We start from the raw sequence: 19,517 nt of genomic DNA on the forward strand, positions 1-19,517 counted from the left end.
CAGATCCGGCTGCCGCTCCCGAAAGGCTTCAATGACTGTTGTACCCCTGCCGCTTGAGCAGAACCAGCCCGGTGACACCTTCGTCCACGGAACCGACGGCGGCTCCGTCGTCAGGCGTTCGGTGCTCCCCGGCGGCGTTCGGGTGCTCACCGAGGCGATGCCGGGCCAGCGCTCGGCAACGATCGGTTTCTGGGTGGGTGTCGGGTCGCGCGACGAGGCCCCGGGACAGCACGGTTCAACGCACTTCCTCGAACACCTGCTGTTCAAAGGAACCAAGCGGCGCACGGCCCTGGAAATCGCCTCGGCATTCGACGAGGTGGGCGGGGAATCCAACGCCGCCACCGCCAAGGAGAGCACCTGCTACTTCGCACGCGTGCTGGACTCCGATCTGCCTATGGCCATTGACGTCATTGCCGACATGATCACCGGCGCCGTCCTGGATCCCGCCGAAATGGAGCAGGAACGCGACGTCATCCTCGAAGAAATCGCCATGGACAGCGACGACCCCACGGACGTGGCACACGAAAACTTTGTGGCTGCCGTGCTGGGTACGCATCCGCTGGGCCGCCCTATCGGCGGCACCCCCGCAGCCATCCGGGCGGTTGCCCGCGACTCCGTCTGGGAGCATTACCGCCGCTACTACCGCCCGGACGAGCTGGTCATCACCGCCGCTGGAGGCCTTGAGCACGACGTCGTCTGCGGCCTGGTGGTGGAGGCGCTCCACGCTGCCGGTTGGTCGCTTGAGCCAGATGCAGCCCCCGTGGAGCGGCGCTCCACTGAGCGCGCGGACATCACCGGCACTGCCGGCCTGCATGTGGTCAAGCGTGCGGTGGAACAGGCAAACATCATCATGGGCTGCCCCACCATAGTGGCCACGGATGACCGCCGCTACGTCATGAGCGTACTCAACGCTGTTCTGGGCGGCGGCATGTCCTCACGCCTCTTCCAGGAAATCCGCGAGAAGCGCGGCCTGGTGTACTCCACCTACTCTTTCGCTTCCTCCTACGCCGACGCCGGCTACTTCGGGATGTATGCCGGATGCACACCATCGAAGGTCCGCCAGGTGCTGGATCTCCTCGGCGCCGAGCTGGACAAGCTCGCCGAAGGCGGGATTTCCGACGACGAACTCCGCAAGGCCGTGGGCCAGCTCTGTGGCGGGATTGTCCTTGCCCTGGAGGACACCGGGTCACGCATGTCCCGGCTGGGCCGCGCCGAACTGGTGTCCGGTGAGTACCAGGACATCGATGAGACCCTGCGGCTGATCAAGTCCGTTACGGCCGAGGAAGTCCAGGATCTTGCGAAGGAGCTCGCCGCAGCGCCCCGCACGGTGACAGTGGTTGGCCCGTTTGAAGAAACCGAGACTTTCGGGCTCTGAGCGGGATGTTGCTGCGCCCCGACATAATGGAGCTATGAACCGGCCGCAGACTGGCACCGTGCACGCTGTACTCGAGGACTTCCTGGGACACTGGCGCGGAACCACGCGGCTTGCGGCGTCCGCGTGGGGCCCCGAACGCACCGCCGAAGCGGAAGTGAATTACACCCGGGCGGCCGGTGGCTACGCGGTGGTGCAGAGCTACCGGCATACGGAAGCGGACGGCACCCATTTTGAAGGACACGGTGTCTTCACGGTCGACCCCGATCACGACGACGTTCTTTGGTATTACGTGGACAGTCTGGGGCTGCCCCCGGGGGCTCCGGTCCGCTGCACGTGGGTTGAGGGGGTCCTTCGCGTGGAGCGCCATAGTGACCGGGGGACCGCCCGCCATACATTCCGGGTGGACAACGGGGTGCTCACGCACACCGCAGAGTTGCGCCTCGGGGACGCACCCCATTTCGTGCCTTTTATGACTTCGGAGTGCCGCCGGGCCTGAATAGCGCGGCTCACGGCACTGGCGCAACTCACGGCACTGGCGCAACTCACGGCGCGAACGTACGCTCGGCGCCCCAAGAGCGGCTCCCAGCCTGCATATTTCAATCATGCGGCACCGGGCGATGACGCTGCTGCACCGGGCGGATGAGTCCCTGCGGCACGAGTCCAGGGTTGTTACCAGTCCGGGCCCCGAACACTGGCCATAGCCGGGTGCGGATCCGGGGCCGGCTCGCTGTCCGGATCCAGGACACGGTTCCTGTTCCGGGCAGGTGTGCGGTCCAGGGCGTGCAACGCATCCTGCACCGCAGCAGGCAGTTGGGGTGGTTCCCAGTCGTGGTGTTCGCTCGGGTAGTGCCTGCCCGTGGGTGATGTCCAGCCGGGTGGTTTGTCCTTGCAGGCCGGTGGGGGCCCAGGTTGTGGTGTGCTTGAGCCGATGGTGTTTGCGGCAAAGTTGCCCGACGTTGGATACGCCGGTGGTCCCGCCGTGAGCCCGAGCCAGATTGTGGTCCGCTTCGTTGTCCAAGGACTGGTTGTTGCAGCCGGGAAACGAACACTGCCGGTCCCTAAGTCTTAGCCATTGCCGCATCGCCGGCGGGATGCGGTAGCTGTTCCGTCCGATCTCCAGCGGCGCCCCATCACTGGGGTCAACCAGTATTCGGCGGAATGAGGACGACCCGTCAGCGACCAGCTTCCGGGCCATGGACGCCGGGATCGGCCCGTACCCGTCAAGATCGGCAGGTTCGTCCGTCAGCCCCATCAGCGCGAACATCGGCACCGTCACCAGGACCTGCGCAGCCGGCGACGGTACTTGGCCAGCCGCGACATCACTGACGGAGGCCGAGTCGGCGGCCGGAACGCCACCAGCCACGACATCGTTGGAGCTGGTGGCAATTCCGTCGCTGAAGCCGGTGCTCGTTCTGGTGCCGTCGGTGGTGCTGCGGGCCACACCACCATTGACGCTCACACTGCTGGTGCCGGCGCTGTTGCCGGGGGCAGTGTCGGTGCTGCCAGGTGCCGGGCTGCTGGGGGTGAAGCCGGCGCTGAGGAGCAGTTTGGCGGCGATGTCGGCCCGGAGCTGGGTCAGGGTCCGGTCCTCGGCCGGGCCCTGGAGGGCCCGGGCGGTGGCGGTGATGCCGTTCCAGATCCCGGCCGCCTGGTCCGCGGGCAGGTAGGCCGAAAGCCAGGCCATGCCGTCCCGGTCCGGGGCGTACTCCAGCCGACGGTCCAGGACGCCTTTGGCATGGCGTTTCTCGACCGGGTGGTGCCGTTCCCGCCAGGTCCGGGCCGCGGCCCGGAATCGGGACGGGACCAGGTCACCGGCAGGGCACCTCTTGGCTGCGTCCGGTGCGTCCGGGTCCAGGAAGTGGGCTTCCAACGCAGCCGCCCCGGCGGGGTCCAGGCTGGCCGCTTCGTCGACCATGGCCCTTGCGTGCTGCCATGACATCGACCCCTTCTGCAGCGCAGCCAGCGTCAACGGCAGGGCAGTGGTCAATTCATGGGCCTGCGCCAACAGGGAGGACGCGGAGCGTTCGCTCACCGTCATCACACACGCGAGTTCCGAGACGATGCCCATCTCCAGGGCAAGGCGCTGGTGCGGCTGCTCATCCGGACGGGACATCGCCCGGGTTGCGTCGGCGAACCCGGCAACGGCGTGAACGATAAAGGCAGCCGTGGCAGCCTGCAGCCGGCACGCCTCCTGAAGGGAGTCCAGCCAGCCATCAGCCTGAGCCCGCAGCGGATCCCGAACGCAGGCACCAGCGGATTCCGGACCCGGAACAACGACGGCAAGTGCAGCGGCAGAAGCCATAAGGGCCTCCAAGGCACCGTCCGCTGTCGACCTCTCCATACCCCCATCATCCAGCGACCCGCCAACAAAAACAGCACATCAACCACGCTATGTGGATAACCTCCCGGCCCCGTCCAAGACCACATTCGCAGCGGGCTTTGGCCGCGCCCGCGAAGCCAGCAAGTATGCGTTCGCGCGAGCGGAAACAGAAGGTGCCTAGCCCCCGGCGAACGGCGGGAGGACGTCCACCACATCTCCTGGCTGAAGTGCCACACCCCGGTCCCGCACAGCCACCTCGTTGAGCAGGAAGCTGCTCCTTGAAAGGATGCGCGGCAGAGGAGGAGTGCCGGCCGGCGGTTCGGGGCGCTGCACAGCCAGCACGGCCTCGAGCAGCGACTCCACCGTGGCGCCAACGGGCAGCTCGAATTGCTCCTCTTCCACACCTGCAGCGGCGCGCGCGGCAGCGAAGTATCGTACGTTCAAGAATTCAGCCTCCGATGGCGCTCATGCTGCGGTCAGGCTGGACGAAATCCGGGGCGTCCAGTCCCACGTGGTCCATGCCGTGTGCCTTGGGTTTGACCCACATGGCGTCCTGCCACCGTTCGGCCAGGGCGTCATCGCTGGCCCCCTCCCGCAGGAGCCCCAGGAGGTCAAACTCTTCCCTGGAGAAAAGGCAGCTCATGATCTTGCCTTCGGCGGTGATCCGGGTCCTGCGGCAATCAGAACAGAACGGCTCAGTGACGGAGGCGATGATTCCCACGGTGCCCAGCACGGGCCCGTGCGCGTCCTCAGACCCGGCCACCCGGCGTCGTACTTCAAAGCGTTCCGCGGGGGCACCGTCGCGGGCACGCGGGTCCGGGCTCAGGACGTAGTCCGCGGAAAGCAGCGAACGGATCTCGGCGGCCGTGATCATGTTCCGCCGGGTCCAGCCGTGATCGGCGTCCAGGGGCATCTGCTCGATGAAGCGCAACTCGTAACCTCGGTCCAGCGCCCATGCCAGCAACGACGGCGACTCCGCGTCGTTGATGCCCCGCATGAGTACGGCGTTGAGTTTGACCGGCCCCAGGCCGGCAGCCCACGCAGCATCCACCCCGGCCAGTACCTGGTCAAGGAATGGCCTGCGGGTCAGCTTGGTGAAGGTCTCCTCATGCAGCGAGTCCAGGGAGACATTGATGCGGGTTAGCCCGGCCGCCTTCAGCGCGGCGGCCTTTTTGGTCAGGCCCACCCCGTTGGTTGTCATGGAGATCGGCAAGTCGGGGTGGTTGTTCCGGAGCGCGGCGATTATATCCACGAGGTCATGCCGGACAAGAGGTTCGCCGCCGGTCAGCCGAAGCTCCCTGACCCCCAGCCTGTCGACGCCGATTCGGACAATCCGAACGATCTCCTCAGCTGACATGACCGCCTGCTTGGCCAGCCACTCCAGGCCCTCGGCAGGCATGCAGTACGTGCACCTCAGGTTGCACTTGTCCGTCAGCGACAGCCTCATGTCCGTTGCCCTGCGGCCGTAGCGGTCCACCAGCCCCGCAGGGGCATCGGCAGGGCGCGCGGCAGGCCTGGGCGGCAGGGAGGCGCCTGCGGCGTCCCGTGGCTGCGGCATGCCAAGCTGAACACTCATGAATTCAGGCTACGCCAACTTTCGCCCGGGCAGGACGTCCGTGACGCATTGAACCGCGACTGACATACCAGTCTCCGCAAATCAGCGAAGCCTTCGCGCCTGGCCAGTGCCGCCGGGGGCGGGCGAACCTATGCTGGAGTTGTGGACAAACCCGAGCGCAGTGAGGGAACGGCCGACGGCGGCACTCGACCCCCGGCAACGCCCGGAACCGCCGGTGCAGGCAACCGGAGCGCCCGCTGGGCCGCGGCTTCCGGAGTGGTGGCGGTGGGCGGCGGGGTGGTGTTCGGAGAGCTGGTCGCCGGCCTGGTGAGCCCGGCTGTATCTCCCCTGACCGCGGTCGGTGGAGCCGTGATTGACGCCGTGCCGCCCGCAGTAAAGGACTGGGCCATCGCGGTGTTCGGCACTTCCGACAAAGTGGCGTTGCTGGTGGGGATGGCACTTGTCATCGCCGCGTTGGCTGCCCTGGCGGGAGTCATCGAATACCGCAGGCGTTTTGCCGGCGCGCTGGTGATTGCTGTCTTTGGGCTCGCCGGAGCGGCCGCTGTGCTGACCAGGCAGCAGGCGACCCCTGCCGCCGTCGCGGTTCCGTTGCTGGTAGCGCTGGCAGCGGTGATTCTGCTGCGTGTTTTGACCGGCAGGCTGCACAGGTGGCTGGACAACCCGGCTAATGCCGAAGTCGCAGGGCAGCCCCGGCGAAGCTTCCTGCAGTTCCTGGCCGGCGGGGCGGCGGTCACCGCGCTGGGCGGAGCCCTCGCCACGGTGTGGCGGGGTGCGGCCACCCTTGTGAACGAAGCCCGCCAGCAGCTTCGGCTCCCTGCCGCGGGATCGGCCGCGCCGCCCATTCCGTCCGGCGCGGAGGTAGGGCTTGACGGCATGGAACCGTTGGTGACGCCCAACATCGACTTCTACCGAATCGACACAGCCCTCGCCGTGCCCGCGATTGATCCCGGGAAATGGGTCCTGCGCGTCACCGGCCTCGTGGCTGAGGAAGTCGAACTGACCTTCGGCGAACTGCTGGCCAAGCCCCTGATCGAACGGCACGTGACCATCGCCTGCGTGTCCAATGAGGTGGGCGGCGATTTGATCGGCAATGCCCGCTGGCTGGGCTGGCCGGTCCGCGAACTCCTTGCCTTGGCCCGGCCGCGGCCGGACGCGGACATGGTCCTCTCCAGGAGCACCGACGGCTGGACGGCGAGCACGCCCCTGGACGTCCTCACTGACAGCCGGGACGCCATCCTGGCCATCGGAATGAACGGTGAGCCGCTGCCGCTGGAGCATGGGTTTCCCGTGCGTCTCGTGGTCCCCGGGCTCTACGGCTACGTATCAGCCACCAAATGGCTCACGGAACTGAAGGTCACCAGGTTCGCGGACGACGTCGCCTACTGGACAACCCGTGGCTGGTCGGACCACGGCCCCATCAAAACGTCGTCCCGGATCGACGTGCCGCGCAGCGGCCGGGCGGTCACCATGGGCACTGTCGTGTTCGGCGGAGTGGCTTGGGCCCAGCACACCGGGATCGGCAAGGTGGAGGTGCGTGTCAACAGGGGTGCCTGGCAGGAGGCCGAGCTTGCCCCCGGGATCTCGGTGGACACCTGGTATCAGTGGAAGTGCGGGATCGAACTGAGTCCCGGCCAGTATGAGGTCCAAGTGCGCGCCACCGACCTGGATGGCGAACCGCAGGCAGAGGAACGCCGGGCCGTTGCGCCCGACGGAGCCACCGGCTTCCACACCATTAGAGTTGACGTGAACCCGTAACTGGCCGCAACCGAAAGCAGTCACATGCCCAGTGTCCCGCATCCGCACGGCCACGCGCCCGCCCACGACGGCGTCCCCTCCGGCGGCTCGCACCGCACAGGCAACCACCGCGCCAGGTCGGTGGAGGAGCACCGAACGGCTGTCGTGGAGCTGCTGGCACCGCTGCGAGCTGCGGGCCGCACTGAACGGGTGGCCTTGCGGGATGCCCTGGGCAGGGGCCTGGCGCACGAGGTGACGGCGCCGGTCAGCCTGCCGCCGTTCGCCAACTCGCAAATGGACGGTTTTGCCGTCAACAGTGCAGCAATGCCCGACGGCGGCGCGGAGCTCCGTGTGGCTGCCCCGGTCCCGGCCGGTGCCATGCCGGCGCCATTGGAGCCGGGCTGGGCCGCCCCGATCATGACCGGCGCCATGATCCCGGCCGGCGCGGACGCCGTCGTCCCCGTCGAGAAAGCAGTACCGGACCGGTTCCCGGACCCGGAAACGGACAGCACTGTGTGGCTGCCATCCACGGCGTCTGGAACGTTTGTGCGGTCCGTCGGCAGCGACCTCGCCGCGGGAGAGCAGGCGCTGGCTACAGGGACCTTCCTCGGACCGGCCCAACTGGGGCTCCTGGCAGGGCTGGGTATCGACGAAGTGACCGTGCACAAGGGGTTGACAGTCCTTTTGGTCACCACGGGCGATGAAGTGGTGGAACCCGGCCAGCCGCTGCCAGCCGGCAAAATCTACAACTCCAATGGAACCCTGCTGGAGAGCGCCATGCGCCAGGCAGGACTGACGGTGGTGCGCACGCGGATTGCCACGGACAGCCCCGGTGAACTGCAGGCGCTGCTGGGCAGCCAAGCGTCTTCGGTGGACCTGATCGTCACTACGGGCGGCGTGAGCATGGGGGCTTACGAGGTGGTACGCCAGGTGCTTGAGGGGCAGGGCGCCGACTTCGTTCACGTCGCCATGCAGCCGGGAGGGCCGCAGGGGATTGGCACGTTCGAGGGCGTGCCCTTCCTCGGGTTTCCTGGGAATCCGGTGAGCTGCCTGGTGTCTTTCGAAATGTTCCTGCGGCCGGTTTTGTCCGAGCTCTTTGGAACGCCCGCGCACCGGACATCTGTCCGGGCCCGGCTGGCGCACGGCCTCACCTCACCCGCCCACAAGCACCAGGTCCGCCGCGGAAGCCTCCACAACGATGGCACAGTCCGGCTGGAAGGCGGCGAAAGTTCCCACCTGATGCACGCACTGGCAGGATCCAACGCCTTGGTGCACGTCCCTGTTGGGCTCTCGGCTCTCGTGGAGGGTGACGAGGTGGAAGTATGGATGTTGTGAATTCAGAACAAAGCCCCCCTGTGCTGACGCATCTGCGCCAGGACGGCAGTGCGCAGATGGTGGACGTGTCGGAGAAAGCCGAAACCACCCGGGAAGCCACCGCCACGGCCACCGTCAACACCACTGCAGAAGTCCTGGGCCTGCTGGGATCGGGCGGACTGCCCAAGGGGGACGCCTTGGCGGTGGCCCGCGTCGCCGGCATCATGGCTGCCAAAAAGACCCCCGACCTCATCCCGCTGTGCCATCCACTGCCACTGTCCAAGGTGACCGTGGATTTCGAGCTGGGGGCGGATTCGGTCGCCATCCTGGCCACGGTCAAGACCCGGGGAGTCACCGGCGTGGAGATGGAGGCCCTCACGGCGGCCTCCGTTGCCGCCCTCAGTGTGTACGACATGATCAAGGCCGTGGACAAGCACGCTGTACTGACGGACATCAAGGTGCTGGCGAAAAGCGGCGGCAAGAGCGGGGATTGGAAACTGTGAGCACTGAAAGTACTTTCCTGCCGGAGCCGCACCGGCATGGCGACGTCCAGGGCCGGAAAGCCGGCGTGGTCATCGCGTCCACACGCGCCGCGGCCGGGATCTACCAGGACGAAACCGGGCCGGTCATCATCGACTGGCTCACCGAGCACGGCTTCGAGGCGTTCCCTGCCATGGTGGTGCCTGACGGCGAGCCCGTCGGCGCGGCGATCAGGGCGCTGCTCACCCAGCGTCCCGCCGTCGTGATTACCAGCGGCGGCACCGGGCTCAGCCCGGACGACCGCACGCCCGACGTCACGCTGCCCCTGCTGGACCGGGAAATCCCGGGCATCATGGAGGCCATCCGGCGGGCAGGGGCGGCCAAAACACCGCTTGCAGCGCTCAGTCGCGGCCATGCCGGCGCGCACGGCGGCACGTTCATCGTCAACCTGCCCGGTTCACCCAAGGGCGTCATGGACGGACTGTCCGTCCTGGACCCCGTGATCGGGCACCTTTGCGACCAGTTGGAGGGCAGCCATGGGCACTGAATCCATGTTCGAGGTAGTCCACGCAGTCCTGAGCTCCGAGCCCATCTCCGTGGACCAGGCCATCGCGGCCGTCGAATCGGATACCGCCGGGGCAGTGGTCAGCTTCAGCGGCGTGGTGAGGAACCACGACGGCGGCAAGCAAGTCGAGCGGCTCAGTTACAGCGCCCACCCCACGGCCCACCAGGTGATGGCCGACGTCGTCGCCCGGCTCGTTGCCGAACACGCGGGCGAGGGCTCCTCCACCCAGCCGGTGCGGATCTGGGCTGCCCACCGCATCGGCATGCTGGAAATCGGCGATCCCGCGCTGGTGTGCGCGGTTTCGGCGGCGCACCGGGGCCAGGCTTTTGCGGTCTGCTCCGAACTGGTGGACCGAATCAAGGAGCAGGTGCCCATCTGGAAGGAACAGTTCTTCGCCGACGGCACGGTTGAGTGGGTGGGCGCGGGCAGCTGAGCTACCGGTTGCTCCTGCCTGCCGGCCCACAGTGGGAGGTAACGCACAGCCATCGGTTCCATCCCGCGGCCGGCCCGACGGTAGGGTTAATGGCATGACCCAACAACTTTCCGCTCCCCGGCGCGTCGCCGTCCTGGGCGCCAACGGACGCATGGGCGCCGAGGCCGTCAAGGCCGTTGAAGCCGCCTCAGACCTGGAGCTGGTCGCAGCGCTCGGGCGTCGCGACTCCCTGGAGCAGCTGACCGCATCGGGTGCCGAAGTCGTGGTGGACCTGACGGTTCCGGAGAGCACCGAAGCGAACATCCGGTTCGCCGTCGAGCACGGAATGCATGCCGTAGTGGGCACCACCGGCTGGGACACCGGCCGTCTCGCCGCCCTGGAAACACTTCTCGCGGAGCACCCGGAAACCGGTGTGCTGATCGCCCCCAACTTTGCACTCGGCTCCGTGCTGGCCTCCGCGTTCGCGGCCAAGGCTTCCAAGTACTTCGAGTCAGTGGAAATCATCGAACTGCACCACCCGGACAAGGTGGACGCGCCGTCGGGCACCGCCGTGCGCACCGCCCAGCTCATTGCCGCCGAGCGACAAGCTGCTGATGTGCCGCCCAGCCCCGATGCCACCACCAGCGAACTCGCCGGTGCCAGGGGCTGCGAGGTGGATGGTGTCCGCGTCCACAGCGTCCGCCTCCGAGGGCTGGTAGCCCACCAGGAAGTGCTCCTTGGCGGACCGGGGGAGCAGCTGACGTTCCGTCACGACTCCTTTGATCGCGCCTCTTTTATGCCTGGCGTACTGCTCGGTGTCCGCAATGTTTCCTCCCGCCCGGGCCTCACAGTAGGCCTTGACGGCTACCTCGATCTGGGGCTCTGAACCGTGGCTGACGTGGTGGCCGCCTTCCGGAAGAACCGCACCAAGATCTGGGTGGGTGCCATAACGCTCCTGTTGGTGTTCTACCTGGTGGTGTCGTTCCAGCGGTCCGTCCTGCTGTTGCTGGACAGCAACCCTGCCGCCAAGGCGATCGGCGCCGCGTACCTGGTCCTGCCCATCATTGGCGGGTGGGCCATGGTCCGTGAACTGCTCTTCGGTGCCCGCACTGAACAGATGGCGAAGGTCTTGGAGGCCGAAGGCGGGCTCCCCGTGGATGAACTGCCGCGAACCCCTGCCGGGCGCATTGTCCGTTCAGCGGCGGACGCGGAGTTCGAAAAGTACCGGGCAGAGGCTGAGGCAGCTCCTGAGGACTGGCGTTCCTGGTTCCGGCTTAGCTGCGCTTACGACGCCGCGGGCGACCGCAAGCGTGCCCGGGCGTCCATGCGTGACGCCGTGAAGCTGTTCCGCGGCAAGGTTCCCGCATAGCCGCTGCGCAGAATCAGCGGCCGGTGTCCCGCTCCATGCGGCCAAGCCCGTTGGCGCCATGGCCCAGCCATTCCAGGGGGCCCCGCCACTTCAGCAGGACAAAAACCATGCCAACAATAATGGCGGTGGCAGCATGGGCGAAGTACATCCCGTCTTCGGTCCATCCAGCAGGGAGCGGCTTCAGGTAGAAGCCCGCCACCACCCAGACGTGGACGGTATACAGGGTCAGCGTCATGGCACCCGCGCCCCGGAGTGGCAGCAGCAGGTCCAGGTCCAGCCAGTCCGCGAGCCTGCCCAGCAGCAGGCAGGCGCCCACCACAGCGGCCGCCACTGCGGACGTGTGCGCCAGATCAAGGGCGGTGCCCGAGTGGGGCGCAGCAGAAGCCAGCCACCACCAGGAGCCCTCCTGAGGCACGCCGGTGAGGTTGACCTGGAGCACGCTGTCCAAAGGATAGTTGGGCGCATTCAGCACGTCCTCGAGGGCGGCCCTGCCTCCCCAGCTTTCCATCGCTGCAATACCCAAGGACTTGGTGAGGACGGCCAGCAACGTCCCGCCCGCGAGCAGCAGCCATGGCACCAAGGCCTTGGTCAGGGGAAGGCGTCCGATCAGCAGGCCCACCAACAGATAGGACATCCACTGGAGGACGGGGTAGTAACCGGTGAAGAACAGATCGCCCAACAAGGGTCCTGGCGTGGACAGGTCCTCCCAGGAGGGATTGTGCCCAAGGTGCAGGGGCGGGTTGGACGCCAGCAGCCAAGGCCGGAGCAGGTAGGCAAGGACCGGCGAAACCAGGATCCATCCTGCCGCCCAGGCGCACAGCGCCTTCGGCCGAAGGCCCAGGAACGGAAGCACGCACAGGAACAGCAGCGCGTAGTGGACCAGGATGATAGCCAGGTTCACTTCCAGCCCGCCCAGCGTCAGTCCGACGGCGGCAATCACCGCCGCGCGCAGCGCAATCCCGCGGCGCGCCGCCCCCAGCCTGGCCCCCTCCGCCGGTACCTGCTTTCCCGTTGACAGGGCGAGGCCGATTCCCGCCAGCACGGCGAAGAGGGCGGCTGCGCGGCCCGAAAATGTCAGCCCGATCCACGTTGGCGTGAGGTCGGCATTGGACTCGAATGTGGGGAGCAGGTGGGTGGCCATCATGCCAAGGAGGGCCAGCCCCCGGGCCGCGTCAATGCCGCGGAGCCGTTCCGTGGCCGATGAGCTTCGGGGCGCCCTGGATGGTTTTGCCGTGGCGCGGGAGGTCATGAGCCGATCGTCTCACACGTTGCCGGGCCCAGGCAGTCACGCGCCTGAGGGCAGCGCTGTAACAGGCAGGACACTGACCTCGAGTCCTTGTATTCGAATATATGTTCGAATAGCATGGTGGGCATGCACACCCCATCGCAGCCACAGCCCCCGTCGGCCATTCCGGCGGGGAAGGGATCGAACCGGACCACCAGGAGCCTGGATGGCCCAGTGGCGCCCGCAGGTCTGATGAAGGCCATGAGCCCGGGCGTTGTGGACTATCTGTTCCGCCAGCTCGTCGCCGGCGAATCGCCTGAGGACGTCCAGTGGCAGCAGGAAGGCATTGCCCTGGCTGCGCAGCCGGCCGGAGCGGAGCTGGCGCGCCGACTGGCGGAGACGGATCTGGACGCCCTGACGCCCACGGAACTTTTCCACTACGTCAGGGCTGCCCAGCGCCTCGCTACCTGGGCGGAGGGCCTGCGGGAGGCTGCCGTTGGGCGGTACTGCGGCCCGGACATGCCGCCCGCGGACCAGGGCCGCCAGCGGGGCGGAGTTTCCTCGTCCTGACACGGCCCTGCGCTGACACGGTCCCGGCCTGTTCCCTAGGATGAAGTGGTGACACTAGCCCTGACTGTTTCCGCCATCCAGTACCAGGCCCTCGACGGCGGAGTTCTGCCCAACGTTATGGAGCACGTCCGGCTGATCGAGGATGCGGAATCCCACGGCGCCCGCTTGGCTGTGTTTCCGGAACTTTCCCTGACCGGCTACAACCTGGCCCTCCTGGAATCCCCGGAATCGTGGCTGGTCCAGGATGACAACCGGCTCGAGGATCTCCGTGAAATCTGCCGCCGCACTGGGATTACCGCCGTCGTGGGAGGCGCCTACAGGGAGCCCGGGGGTACCCCGAGGCTGGCTTCGCTGGCCATCCATCCGGAAGGCACCGCCCAGGCCGCGTTCAAGACGCACCTGCACGGCCAGGAAAAGGACATTTTCGTCGCTGGCAGCGGTGCCAGCCTCCTGGACCTTGACGGGTGGAGGATCGGCCTGGCCATCTGCTTCGATGCCGCCGTGCCGGAACATTCCACAGGGGCAGGCGAGGCCGGCGCGGACGCATATGCCGTCTCTGCCGCCTACACCCAGGACGAAGACCACAGGCTTGAGCTGCAGTTGGGCGCCCGTGCCATGGACAACAGGATGTTCGGCATCCTGGCCAACCTTGGCGGAACTACCCCACTGGGCCCCTCCTGTGGCCTGAGCGGCTTCTGGGGCCCGGACGGACTGCGGATGAAGAAAGCGGCAGGAAGGGGCACGGAAGTGGTCACGGCAACCCTTCAGCGGAGCGCGCTGCAGAAATTCCGGTGAGCCGGTGGCCGCAACAACGTGACACCGCAGGGCGCTATTTGACGTTCATCACGTCTCCGCCATTGTCCTAACCAGCCGCAGACAGGGTAACGTTTTTTCCATGCCTCACACCTCCGCGAACATTCCTGCCCTCGGTACCCTCCTGACCGCCATGGTCACGCCGTTCACCAAGGACGGCGCAGTGGACTACGCGCAGGCGGCAGAGTTGGCTACCAAGCTCGTGGATGACGGCTGCGACGGCCTGGTGGTCACCGGAACCACTGGCGAGACGTCCACCCTCACAGATGAGGAAAACCTCGGCATGTTCCGTGCTGTCAAGGAGGCTGTCGGCGATCGCGCCGCCATCATTGCCGGAACCGGAACGAATGATACGGCGCACTCAGTGCACCTTTCCCAGCAGGCGGCCGCGCTGGGCGTGGACGGGCTCCTGCTCGTCACGCCCTACTACAACAAGCCGAGCCAGGCGGGCGTCCGGGCACACTTCGAGGCCATCGCATCATCCACCGATGTGCCCGTGATGCTCTACGACATTCCGGGCCGCTCGTCCATTCCGATCGAGCCCGAGACCATGATCCGCCTCGCGCAGCACCCGAACATCGTCGCCGTCAAGGATGCCAAAGCCGATTTCACCGCAGCCACGCGCGTCCTGGCGGAAACCGATCTTTACTTCTACTCCGGGGATGACGGACTGACGCTTCCCTGGATGGCCTTGGGCGCCGTCGGCCTCGTCGGAGTCACCACGCACGTCGCGACCCGCCGATTCCGCGAACTGATCGACGCCGTCAACGCGAACGACCTCACAACGGCCCGGAAGATCAACTTCGAGCTCCACCCGGTCATTCGGGCCACGATGACCCGCGTCCAGGGAGCCGTTGCGGCCAAACAAATTCTTAAATGGCAGGGAGTCCTGCCCAACTCGATTGTCCGTTTGCCCCTCGTGGAGCCGGACGAAGCCGAGATCGAAACCATCCGCGAGGACTTGGCTGAAGGAGGGCTGGTCTTTTCCTAAGGCTAAGACCGGCACCCTTCCGCCTGGAAAGTAGTGCACTATGACCCAAATCGCCCTTCCCGGCCTTGTTACCCCTCCCGCCCTGCCGCAAGGCACCCTTCGGATCGTTCCGTTGGGCGGGCTCGGGGAGATCGGCCGGAACATGGCCGTGTTCGAAATCGACGGCAAGCTCCTCGTGGTGGACTGCGGTGTCCTGTTCCCTGAAGAAACGCAGCCCGGCGTCGACCTGATCCTGCCCGATTTCTCGTATATCGAGGATCGGATCAATGACATTGTCGCTGTCGTCCTGACACACGGCCACGAGGACCACATCGGGGCCGTCCCGTACCTGCTGCGCTTGCGGGCCGACATCCCCCTGGTAGGTTCCCAGCTGACCCTCGCGTTGATCGAGGCCAAGCTGCAGGAACACCGCATCCGTCCTTACACCCTGACGGTTGAAGAGGGCCAGGTGGAGAAGTTCGGCCCCTTCGAATGCGAATTCGTCGCGGTCAACCACTCCATTCCGGATGCCCTGGCAGTCTTCATCCGCACGGCCGGAGGCACAGTCCTGCACACCGGTGACTTCAAGATGGACCAGCTGCCGCTGGACGGACGCATCACTGACCTCCGCCACTTTGCCAAGCTGGGCGAAGAAGGCGTGGATCTCTTTATGTCCGACTCCACCAATGCGGACGTTCCCGGCTTCACCACGGCCGAGAAGGAAATCGGTCCCACCCTGGAACGGCTCTTCGGCCAGGCCACCAAACGCATTATCGTTGCCTCATTCTCTTCGCACGTGCACCGCGTGCAGCAGGTCTTGGATGCCGCGGCCAAGCACAACCGCAAAGTTGCCTTTGTGGGCCGGTCGATGGTGCGCAACATGGCCATCGCGGCGAAGCTTGGCTACCTGGACGTTCCTGAAGGCCTCATCGTCGACATCAAGAACATCGACAACCTGCCCGATAACCGCGTGGTCCTGATGTCCACGGGTTCCCAGGGAGAGCCGATGGCTGCCCTGTCCAGGATGGCCAACGGCGACCACCGCGTGGTGGTGGGCGACGGCGACACCGTCATCCTGGCCTCCAGCCTCATCCCCGGCAACGAGAATGCGGTCTTCCGGATCATCAACGGCCTGCTCAAGCTGGGCGCAGACGTGATCCACAAGGGCAACGCCAAGGTGCACGTATCGGGGCACGCCGCCGCGGGGGAGCTGCTGTACTGCTACAACATCCTGGAACCGCTCAACGCCATGCCGGTGCACGGCGAGACCCGCCACCTGATCGCGAACGGCAAAATCGCCATCGAATCCGGCGTACCCACGGCCAGCGTCATCCTGGCGGACAACGGAACTGTCATCGACCTCAAGGACCACCGCGCCGACGTCGTTGGCCAGGTTGAAGTGGGCTTTGTCTACGTGGACGGCTCCAGCGTTGGCGAAATCACCGATGCGGACCTCAAGGACCGCCGGGTCCTGGGGGACGAGGGCTTCATTTCCATCATCACGGTGATCAACCGTGCCACGGGGAAGGTGGTCTCCGGACCGGAAATCCACGCCCGTGGCGTCGCCGAGGATGATTCTGTCTTCGACGACATCATCCCCAAGATCAACGCCGCGTTGGAAGAGGCGGTGCTGAACCACTCCGACCACACCAGCCACCAGCTGCAGCAGGTTGTCCGCAGGGTGGTGGGCACCTGGGTCAACCGGAAGCTCCGCCGTCGCCCCATGATCATCCCCGTGGTGCTTGAGGCGTAACAACCTCGAGCCGCCAGTGGGGTAACTGAAGGGCCCGGTTCTTCGGAACCGGGCCCTTTCCCTTTGGGCAACATGAGGGCCGGAACAGGCCGGAAATCCGCGGAATTCCGCCGTGGTTCGGGTAGCGTGGCAACTATGGCCACTCGTACTACTTCCGCGCCCAAGGGCCCCGCCAGAGGCACCGCCGGTGCCAAATCCGGCACCAGCACTGGCCGCGGGGCCGGCTCCACGGCGTCAAAAAGCGGCCGGACCTCCAGCACTGCCCGCACGCGCCAGTTGCCTGCCGTCGAAGAGCGCCAGCCGTGGCCGGTGCGCGTGGTGGGCGGTGCGTGGCTGGGCATTGGCCACCTGGTGGGAGGCGGCGTCCGCAGGATCGGCCACGACGTCAGCGACCTGCCGGCAGAGGACCGCCGGGACGGCGCCGCACTGTTCAACCTTGGGCTCGGCGTCTTCATCGCCACCTTTGCCTGGTGGGGCCTCACTGGGTGGTTCCCCGACGCCGTCTACAGCGTGGTCAACGGCACGTTCGGCTGGATGTCCCTGCTGCTGCCCCTGATGCTTTTTGTTTGTGCGTTCCGTCTCTTCCGGCAGCCGTCCGACGGGCGGGGCAACAACCGGGTGGGCATCGGTTTCCTCATTATGACTTTCGCTGGCTGCGGCCTGGCCCATATCGTTGGCGGCCAGCCCACTGTTGCTGACGGCTTCGACGGGCTTCGCCAGGCCGGTGGCATGCTGGGTTTCCTGGCCGCTTCTCCGCTTGCTGCCATTCACGCGGCCGTTCCGGTGGCCCTTTATGGGCTGCTGGCATTTGTTTCGCTGCTTATCATTACGGCCACGCCGTTCGGTGCGATTCCGCGGCGCCTCCGGGCAGCCTACGAGCACCTGATGGGAATTGACCTGCAGGATCCGGACGAGGCCGGGGATGGCCACGATCGCAGCTACCTGGAGCAGACGGCGGCTGCGGCGGCGCCCAAAAAGAAGAAGCGGCGTCTGTTTGGAAAAGACGAGGACCCCGACGCCGGCCTTGAGGGTTACGTGGGGGACGAAGCGTTCGAGCATGCCGTCATTGACGACGACGACCCCGCCAACGACCCCAAGCCGGGCTCGGGGCCCCGTCTGGCCCCCGGCGTTCGCCGCCCCACCCAGGCGGAAATCGCCGTCGAAAAAATCAAGGCCGCCCAGGGCTTGGGAACGGCATCACCTGCGCCCTCGGCGGCGGAGAACGCCACTGAGGCAATTCCGCTGGTGACGCCCGGCATGGTTGCCGCGGGCTCATTGAACCCGGTCAAGGTGCCCGCCAACCCGGTCGCGCCGGCGCCGTTGCCCACACCGATTCCGCAGCGGACGGAACAGCTCTCGCTGGCCGGCGACGTCACCTACACGCTTCCATCCTCGGATGTCCTGACGCCCGGCTCCATTCCGAAGGAGCGCACCGAGGCCAACGATGCCATCGTGGCGTCCCTGACTGAAACCCTCAACCAGTTCAACGTCGAGGCGCAGGTGACAGGCTTCAGCCGTGGGCCCACGGTCACCAGGTACGAAATCGAGTTGTCGCCCGGCACCAAGGTGGAACGCGTCACGGCGCTTTCGAAGAACATCTCCTACGCCGTGGCCAGCTCGGACGTCCGGATCCTCAGCCCCATCCCGGGCAAGTCAGCTATCGGCATCGAGATCCCCAACACGGACCGCGAAACCGTCTCGCTCGGCGATGTGCTCCGCAGCCAGAACGCCCGCCGCACGGACCACCCCATGGTGATGGGCGTGGGCAAGGATGTTGAAGGCGGCTACGTCGTGGCCAACCTCGCCAAGATGCCCCACCTGCTCGTCGCAGGTGCCACTGGTGCGGGTAAGTCCTCATTCGTGAACTCCATGATCACCTCCATCCTCATGCGCGCCACCCCGGACGAGGTCCGCATGGTCATGGTGGACCCCAAGCGCGTGGAGCTCACGGCTTATGAAGGCGTTCCGCACCTCATCACGCCCATCATCACCAACCCCAAGAAAGCGGCGGAAGCCCTGCAGTGGGTGGTCCGTGAGATGGATGCCCGCTACGACGACCTCGCCAACTACGGTTTCAAGCACATCGACGACTTCAACAAGGCAGTCCGCGCCGGCAAGGTCCACCCGCCGGTCGACTCCAAGCGCGTCATCCGCCCCTATCCGTACCTGCTGGTGATCGTGGACGAACTCGCCGACCTCATGATGGTGGCACCGCGTGACGTGGAAGATTCCATTGTCCGCATCACCCAGCTTGCCCGCGCCGCCGGCATCCACCTGGTCCTTGCCACCCAGCGTCCGTCCGTGGATGTTGTCACCGGTTTGATTAAGGCCAACGTCCCGTCGCGGATGGCTTTCGCCACGTCCTCGGTGACCGACTCCCGCGTTGTCCTGGACCAGCCTGGCGCCGAGAAGCTCATCGGCCAGGGCGATGCCCTCTTCCTGCCCATGGGTGCCTCCAAGGCCATGCGCGTCCAAGGCGCGTGGGTAACAGAGTCCGAGATCCACAAGGTTGTTGAGCACGTCAAGGGCCAGTTGAAGGCCGTGTATCGCGACGACGTCGCTCCTGAGGCGCAGAAAAAGCAGATCGACGACGACATCGGGGATGACCTCGAGGTCCTGCTGCAGGCCACGGAGCTCGTGGTCACCACACAGTTTGGCTCTACCTCCATGCTGCAGCGCAAGCTCCGGGTCGGCTTCGCGAAAGCCGGGCGCCTCATGGACCTGCTCGAGTCCAGGGGAGTGGTTGGCCCGTCAGAAGGCTCCAAGGCCCGCGACGTCCTGGTGAAACCGGATGACCTGGCCGCTGTCCTGGCCGCCATGAAGGGCCTGGATGCCCCCGCGGCCCCGGATTCCCAGACTGCTGCCCTGAGCGACAACGCTAACGCCAACATTGCCCAGGGCGGCTACGCCGAGGACCTCGTTGCCAAGGACCTGGACCAGCGCAGCCAGAACGTTGAATACTTCGATGGGGCGGACACCAGTTCGTATAACGACGACGAGGACGGTTCCGAAGACGCCTGGTCACTCACCGGGCGGTAGCC

17 protein-coding genes and 1 pseudogene are annotated in these 19,517 nt (G+C 66.3%); 14 read left to right on the forward strand and 4 right to left on the reverse strand.

Annotated elements, in window-relative coordinates:
- Positions 1 to 31 precede the first annotated feature (31 nt).
- Both V9L18_RS13160 and V9L18_RS13165 read left to right on the forward strand, forming a co-directional pair.
- Positions 32 to 1,375: a M16 family metallopeptidase gene (locus tag V9L18_RS13160; RefSeq protein WP_337347613.1), complete on the forward strand. Its 1,344-nt coding sequence runs from the start codon at positions 32 to 34 to the stop codon at positions 1,373 to 1,375.
- A gap of 34 nt (positions 1,376 to 1,409) precedes the next feature.
- Positions 1,410 to 1,871 carry a DUF1579 family protein gene (locus V9L18_RS13165; protein WP_337347614.1) on the forward strand — a complete coding sequence of 154 codons (462 nt, stop codon included), beginning with the start codon at positions 1,410 to 1,412 and terminating at the stop codon, positions 1,869 to 1,871.
- A 173-nt stretch (positions 1,872 to 2,044) separates the two neighbouring features.
- Here the strand turns inward: V9L18_RS13165 and V9L18_RS13170 are convergent.
- From V9L18_RS13170 to moaA, 3 genes and pseudogenes are all read right to left on the reverse strand, one after another.
- Positions 2,045 to 3,716 (reverse strand): annotated as a pseudogene (locus V9L18_RS13170) (DUF222 domain-containing protein).
- Between the two features lie 156 nt (positions 3,717 to 3,872).
- Positions 3,873 to 4,139 carry a MoaD/ThiS family protein gene (locus tag V9L18_RS13175; RefSeq protein WP_337347615.1) on the reverse strand — a complete coding sequence of 89 codons (267 nt, stop codon included), beginning with the start codon at positions 4,137 to 4,139 and terminating at the stop codon, positions 3,873 to 3,875.
- A 4-nt stretch (positions 4,140 to 4,143) separates the two neighbouring features.
- Positions 4,144 to 5,271, reverse strand: a complete 1,128-nt coding sequence (gene moaA / locus V9L18_RS13180) for a GTP 3',8-cyclase MoaA (RefSeq protein ID WP_337347616.1) — start codon at positions 5,269 to 5,271, stop codon at positions 4,144 to 4,146.
- A 141-nt stretch (positions 5,272 to 5,412) separates the two neighbouring features.
- On the opposite strand from moaA, the gene V9L18_RS13185 reads away from it, so the two are divergent.
- From V9L18_RS13185 to V9L18_RS13215, 7 genes are all read left to right on the forward strand, one after another.
- On the forward strand, positions 5,413 to 7,026 hold the full coding sequence (locus V9L18_RS13185) for a molybdopterin-dependent oxidoreductase (RefSeq protein ID WP_443197950.1): 1,614 nt from the start codon (positions 5,413 to 5,415) through the stop codon (positions 7,024 to 7,026).
- 24 nt (positions 7,027 to 7,050) lie between these two features.
- A complete protein-coding gene (locus V9L18_RS13190; RefSeq protein WP_337347617.1) occupies positions 7,051 to 8,340 on the forward strand; it encodes a molybdopterin molybdotransferase MoeA in 1,290 nt (429 codons plus the stop codon).
- On the forward strand, positions 8,328 to 8,822 hold the full coding sequence (moaC, locus tag V9L18_RS13195; protein WP_337347618.1) for a cyclic pyranopterin monophosphate synthase MoaC: 495 nt from the start codon (positions 8,328 to 8,330) through the stop codon (positions 8,820 to 8,822). The genes V9L18_RS13190 and moaC overlap by 13 nt, the downstream gene beginning before the upstream one ends.
- Complete coding sequence (locus tag V9L18_RS13200; RefSeq protein ID WP_337347619.1) at positions 8,819 to 9,346, forward strand: MogA/MoaB family molybdenum cofactor biosynthesis protein; 528 nt, start codon at positions 8,819 to 8,821, stop codon at positions 9,344 to 9,346. Before moaC ends, V9L18_RS13200 begins: the two co-directional genes overlap by 4 nt.
- The gene (locus tag V9L18_RS13205; protein WP_337347620.1) at positions 9,336 to 9,797 is read left to right on the forward strand and encodes a molybdenum cofactor biosynthesis protein MoaE; all 462 of its coding nucleotides are present in this window, start codon (positions 9,336 to 9,338) and stop codon (positions 9,795 to 9,797) included. The genes V9L18_RS13200 and V9L18_RS13205 overlap by 11 nt, the downstream gene beginning before the upstream one ends.
- A gap of 94 nt (positions 9,798 to 9,891) precedes the next feature.
- Positions 9,892 to 10,662 carry a 4-hydroxy-tetrahydrodipicolinate reductase gene (dapB, locus tag V9L18_RS13210; RefSeq protein ID WP_337347621.1) on the forward strand — a complete coding sequence of 257 codons (771 nt, stop codon included), beginning with the start codon at positions 9,892 to 9,894 and terminating at the stop codon, positions 10,660 to 10,662.
- Positions 10,663 to 10,665: 3 nt separating this feature from the next.
- Positions 10,666 to 11,145, forward strand: a complete 480-nt coding sequence (locus V9L18_RS13215) for a hypothetical protein (RefSeq protein ID WP_337347622.1) — start codon at positions 10,666 to 10,668, stop codon at positions 11,143 to 11,145.
- Between the two features lie 13 nt (positions 11,146 to 11,158).
- Here the strand turns inward: V9L18_RS13215 and V9L18_RS13220 are convergent, their stop codons facing one another.
- Positions 11,159 to 12,394 carry a heparan-alpha-glucosaminide N-acetyltransferase domain-containing protein gene (locus V9L18_RS13220; protein ID WP_337347623.1) on the reverse strand — a complete coding sequence of 412 codons (1,236 nt, stop codon included), beginning with the start codon at positions 12,392 to 12,394 and terminating at the stop codon, positions 11,159 to 11,161.
- Between the two features lie 123 nt (positions 12,395 to 12,517).
- Between V9L18_RS13220 and V9L18_RS13225 the strand changes: the two genes are divergently transcribed.
- The 5 genes from V9L18_RS13225 to V9L18_RS13245 all read left to right on the forward strand — a co-directional run bounded on the left by V9L18_RS13225 (position 12,518) and on the right by V9L18_RS13245 (position 19,515).
- Positions 12,518 to 12,940: a hypothetical protein gene (locus tag V9L18_RS13225; RefSeq protein WP_337347624.1), complete on the forward strand. Its 423-nt coding sequence runs from the start codon at positions 12,518 to 12,520 to the stop codon at positions 12,938 to 12,940.
- 48 nt (positions 12,941 to 12,988) lie between these two features.
- Positions 12,989 to 13,735 (forward strand): carbon-nitrogen hydrolase family protein, encoded by a 747-nt coding sequence (locus V9L18_RS13230; protein WP_337347625.1) that lies wholly within the window; start codon positions 12,989 to 12,991, stop codon positions 13,733 to 13,735.
- Between the two features lie 100 nt (positions 13,736 to 13,835).
- Positions 13,836 to 14,744 (forward strand): 4-hydroxy-tetrahydrodipicolinate synthase, encoded by a 909-nt coding sequence (dapA, locus tag V9L18_RS13235; protein WP_337347626.1) that lies wholly within the window; start codon positions 13,836 to 13,838, stop codon positions 14,742 to 14,744.
- Positions 14,745 to 14,784: 40 nt separating this feature from the next.
- Positions 14,785 to 16,476, forward strand: coding sequence for a ribonuclease J (locus V9L18_RS13240; protein ID WP_337347627.1), 1,692 nt, complete (start codon positions 14,785 to 14,787; stop codon positions 16,474 to 16,476).
- A 135-nt stretch (positions 16,477 to 16,611) separates the two neighbouring features.
- Positions 16,612 to 19,515: an FtsK/SpoIIIE family DNA translocase gene (locus tag V9L18_RS13245; RefSeq protein WP_337347628.1), complete on the forward strand. Its 2,904-nt coding sequence runs from the start codon at positions 16,612 to 16,614 to the stop codon at positions 19,513 to 19,515.
- The last annotated feature ends 2 nt before the right edge of the window (positions 19,516 to 19,517 follow it).

The organism is Pseudarthrobacter sp. CCNWLW217 (genome assembly GCF_037203985.1).
Lineage (GTDB): Bacteria > Actinomycetota > Actinomycetes > Actinomycetales > Micrococcaceae > Arthrobacter.

Bases quoted from the DNA above. Each gene is read 5' to 3' on its own strand.
- V9L18_RS13190 (WP_337347617.1), top strand. From the start codon at position 7,051: ATGCCCAGTGTCCCGCATCCGCACGGCCACGCGCCCGCCCACGACGGC.
- dapA (WP_337347626.1), top strand. From the start codon at position 13,836: ATGCCTCACACCTCCGCGAACATTCCTGCCCTCGGTACCCTCCTGACC.
- moaC (WP_337347618.1), top strand. From the start codon at position 8,328: ATGGATGTTGTGAATTCAGAACAAAGCCCCCCTGTGCTGACGCATCTG.
- V9L18_RS13245 (WP_337347628.1), top strand. From the start codon at position 16,612: ATGGCCACTCGTACTACTTCCGCGCCCAAGGGCCCCGCCAGAGGCACC.
- dapB (WP_337347621.1), top strand. From the start codon at position 9,892: ATGACCCAACAACTTTCCGCTCCCCGGCGCGTCGCCGTCCTGGGCGCC.
- V9L18_RS13220 (WP_337347623.1), bottom strand. From the start codon at position 12,394: ATGACCTCCCGCGCCACGGCAAAACCATCCAGGGCGCCCCGAAGCTCA.
- V9L18_RS13225 (WP_337347624.1), top strand. From the start codon at position 12,518: ATGCACACCCCATCGCAGCCACAGCCCCCGTCGGCCATTCCGGCGGGG.
- V9L18_RS13240 (WP_337347627.1), top strand. From the start codon at position 14,785: ATGACCCAAATCGCCCTTCCCGGCCTTGTTACCCCTCCCGCCCTGCCG.
- V9L18_RS13165 (WP_337347614.1), top strand. From the start codon at position 1,410: ATGAACCGGCCGCAGACTGGCACCGTGCACGCTGTACTCGAGGACTTC.
- V9L18_RS13205 (WP_337347620.1), top strand. From the start codon at position 9,336: ATGGGCACTGAATCCATGTTCGAGGTAGTCCACGCAGTCCTGAGCTCC.
- V9L18_RS13160 (WP_337347613.1), top strand. From the start codon at position 32: ATGACTGTTGTACCCCTGCCGCTTGAGCAGAACCAGCCCGGTGACACC.
- moaA (WP_337347616.1), bottom strand. From the start codon at position 5,271: ATGAGTGTTCAGCTTGGCATGCCGCAGCCACGGGACGCCGCAGGCGCC.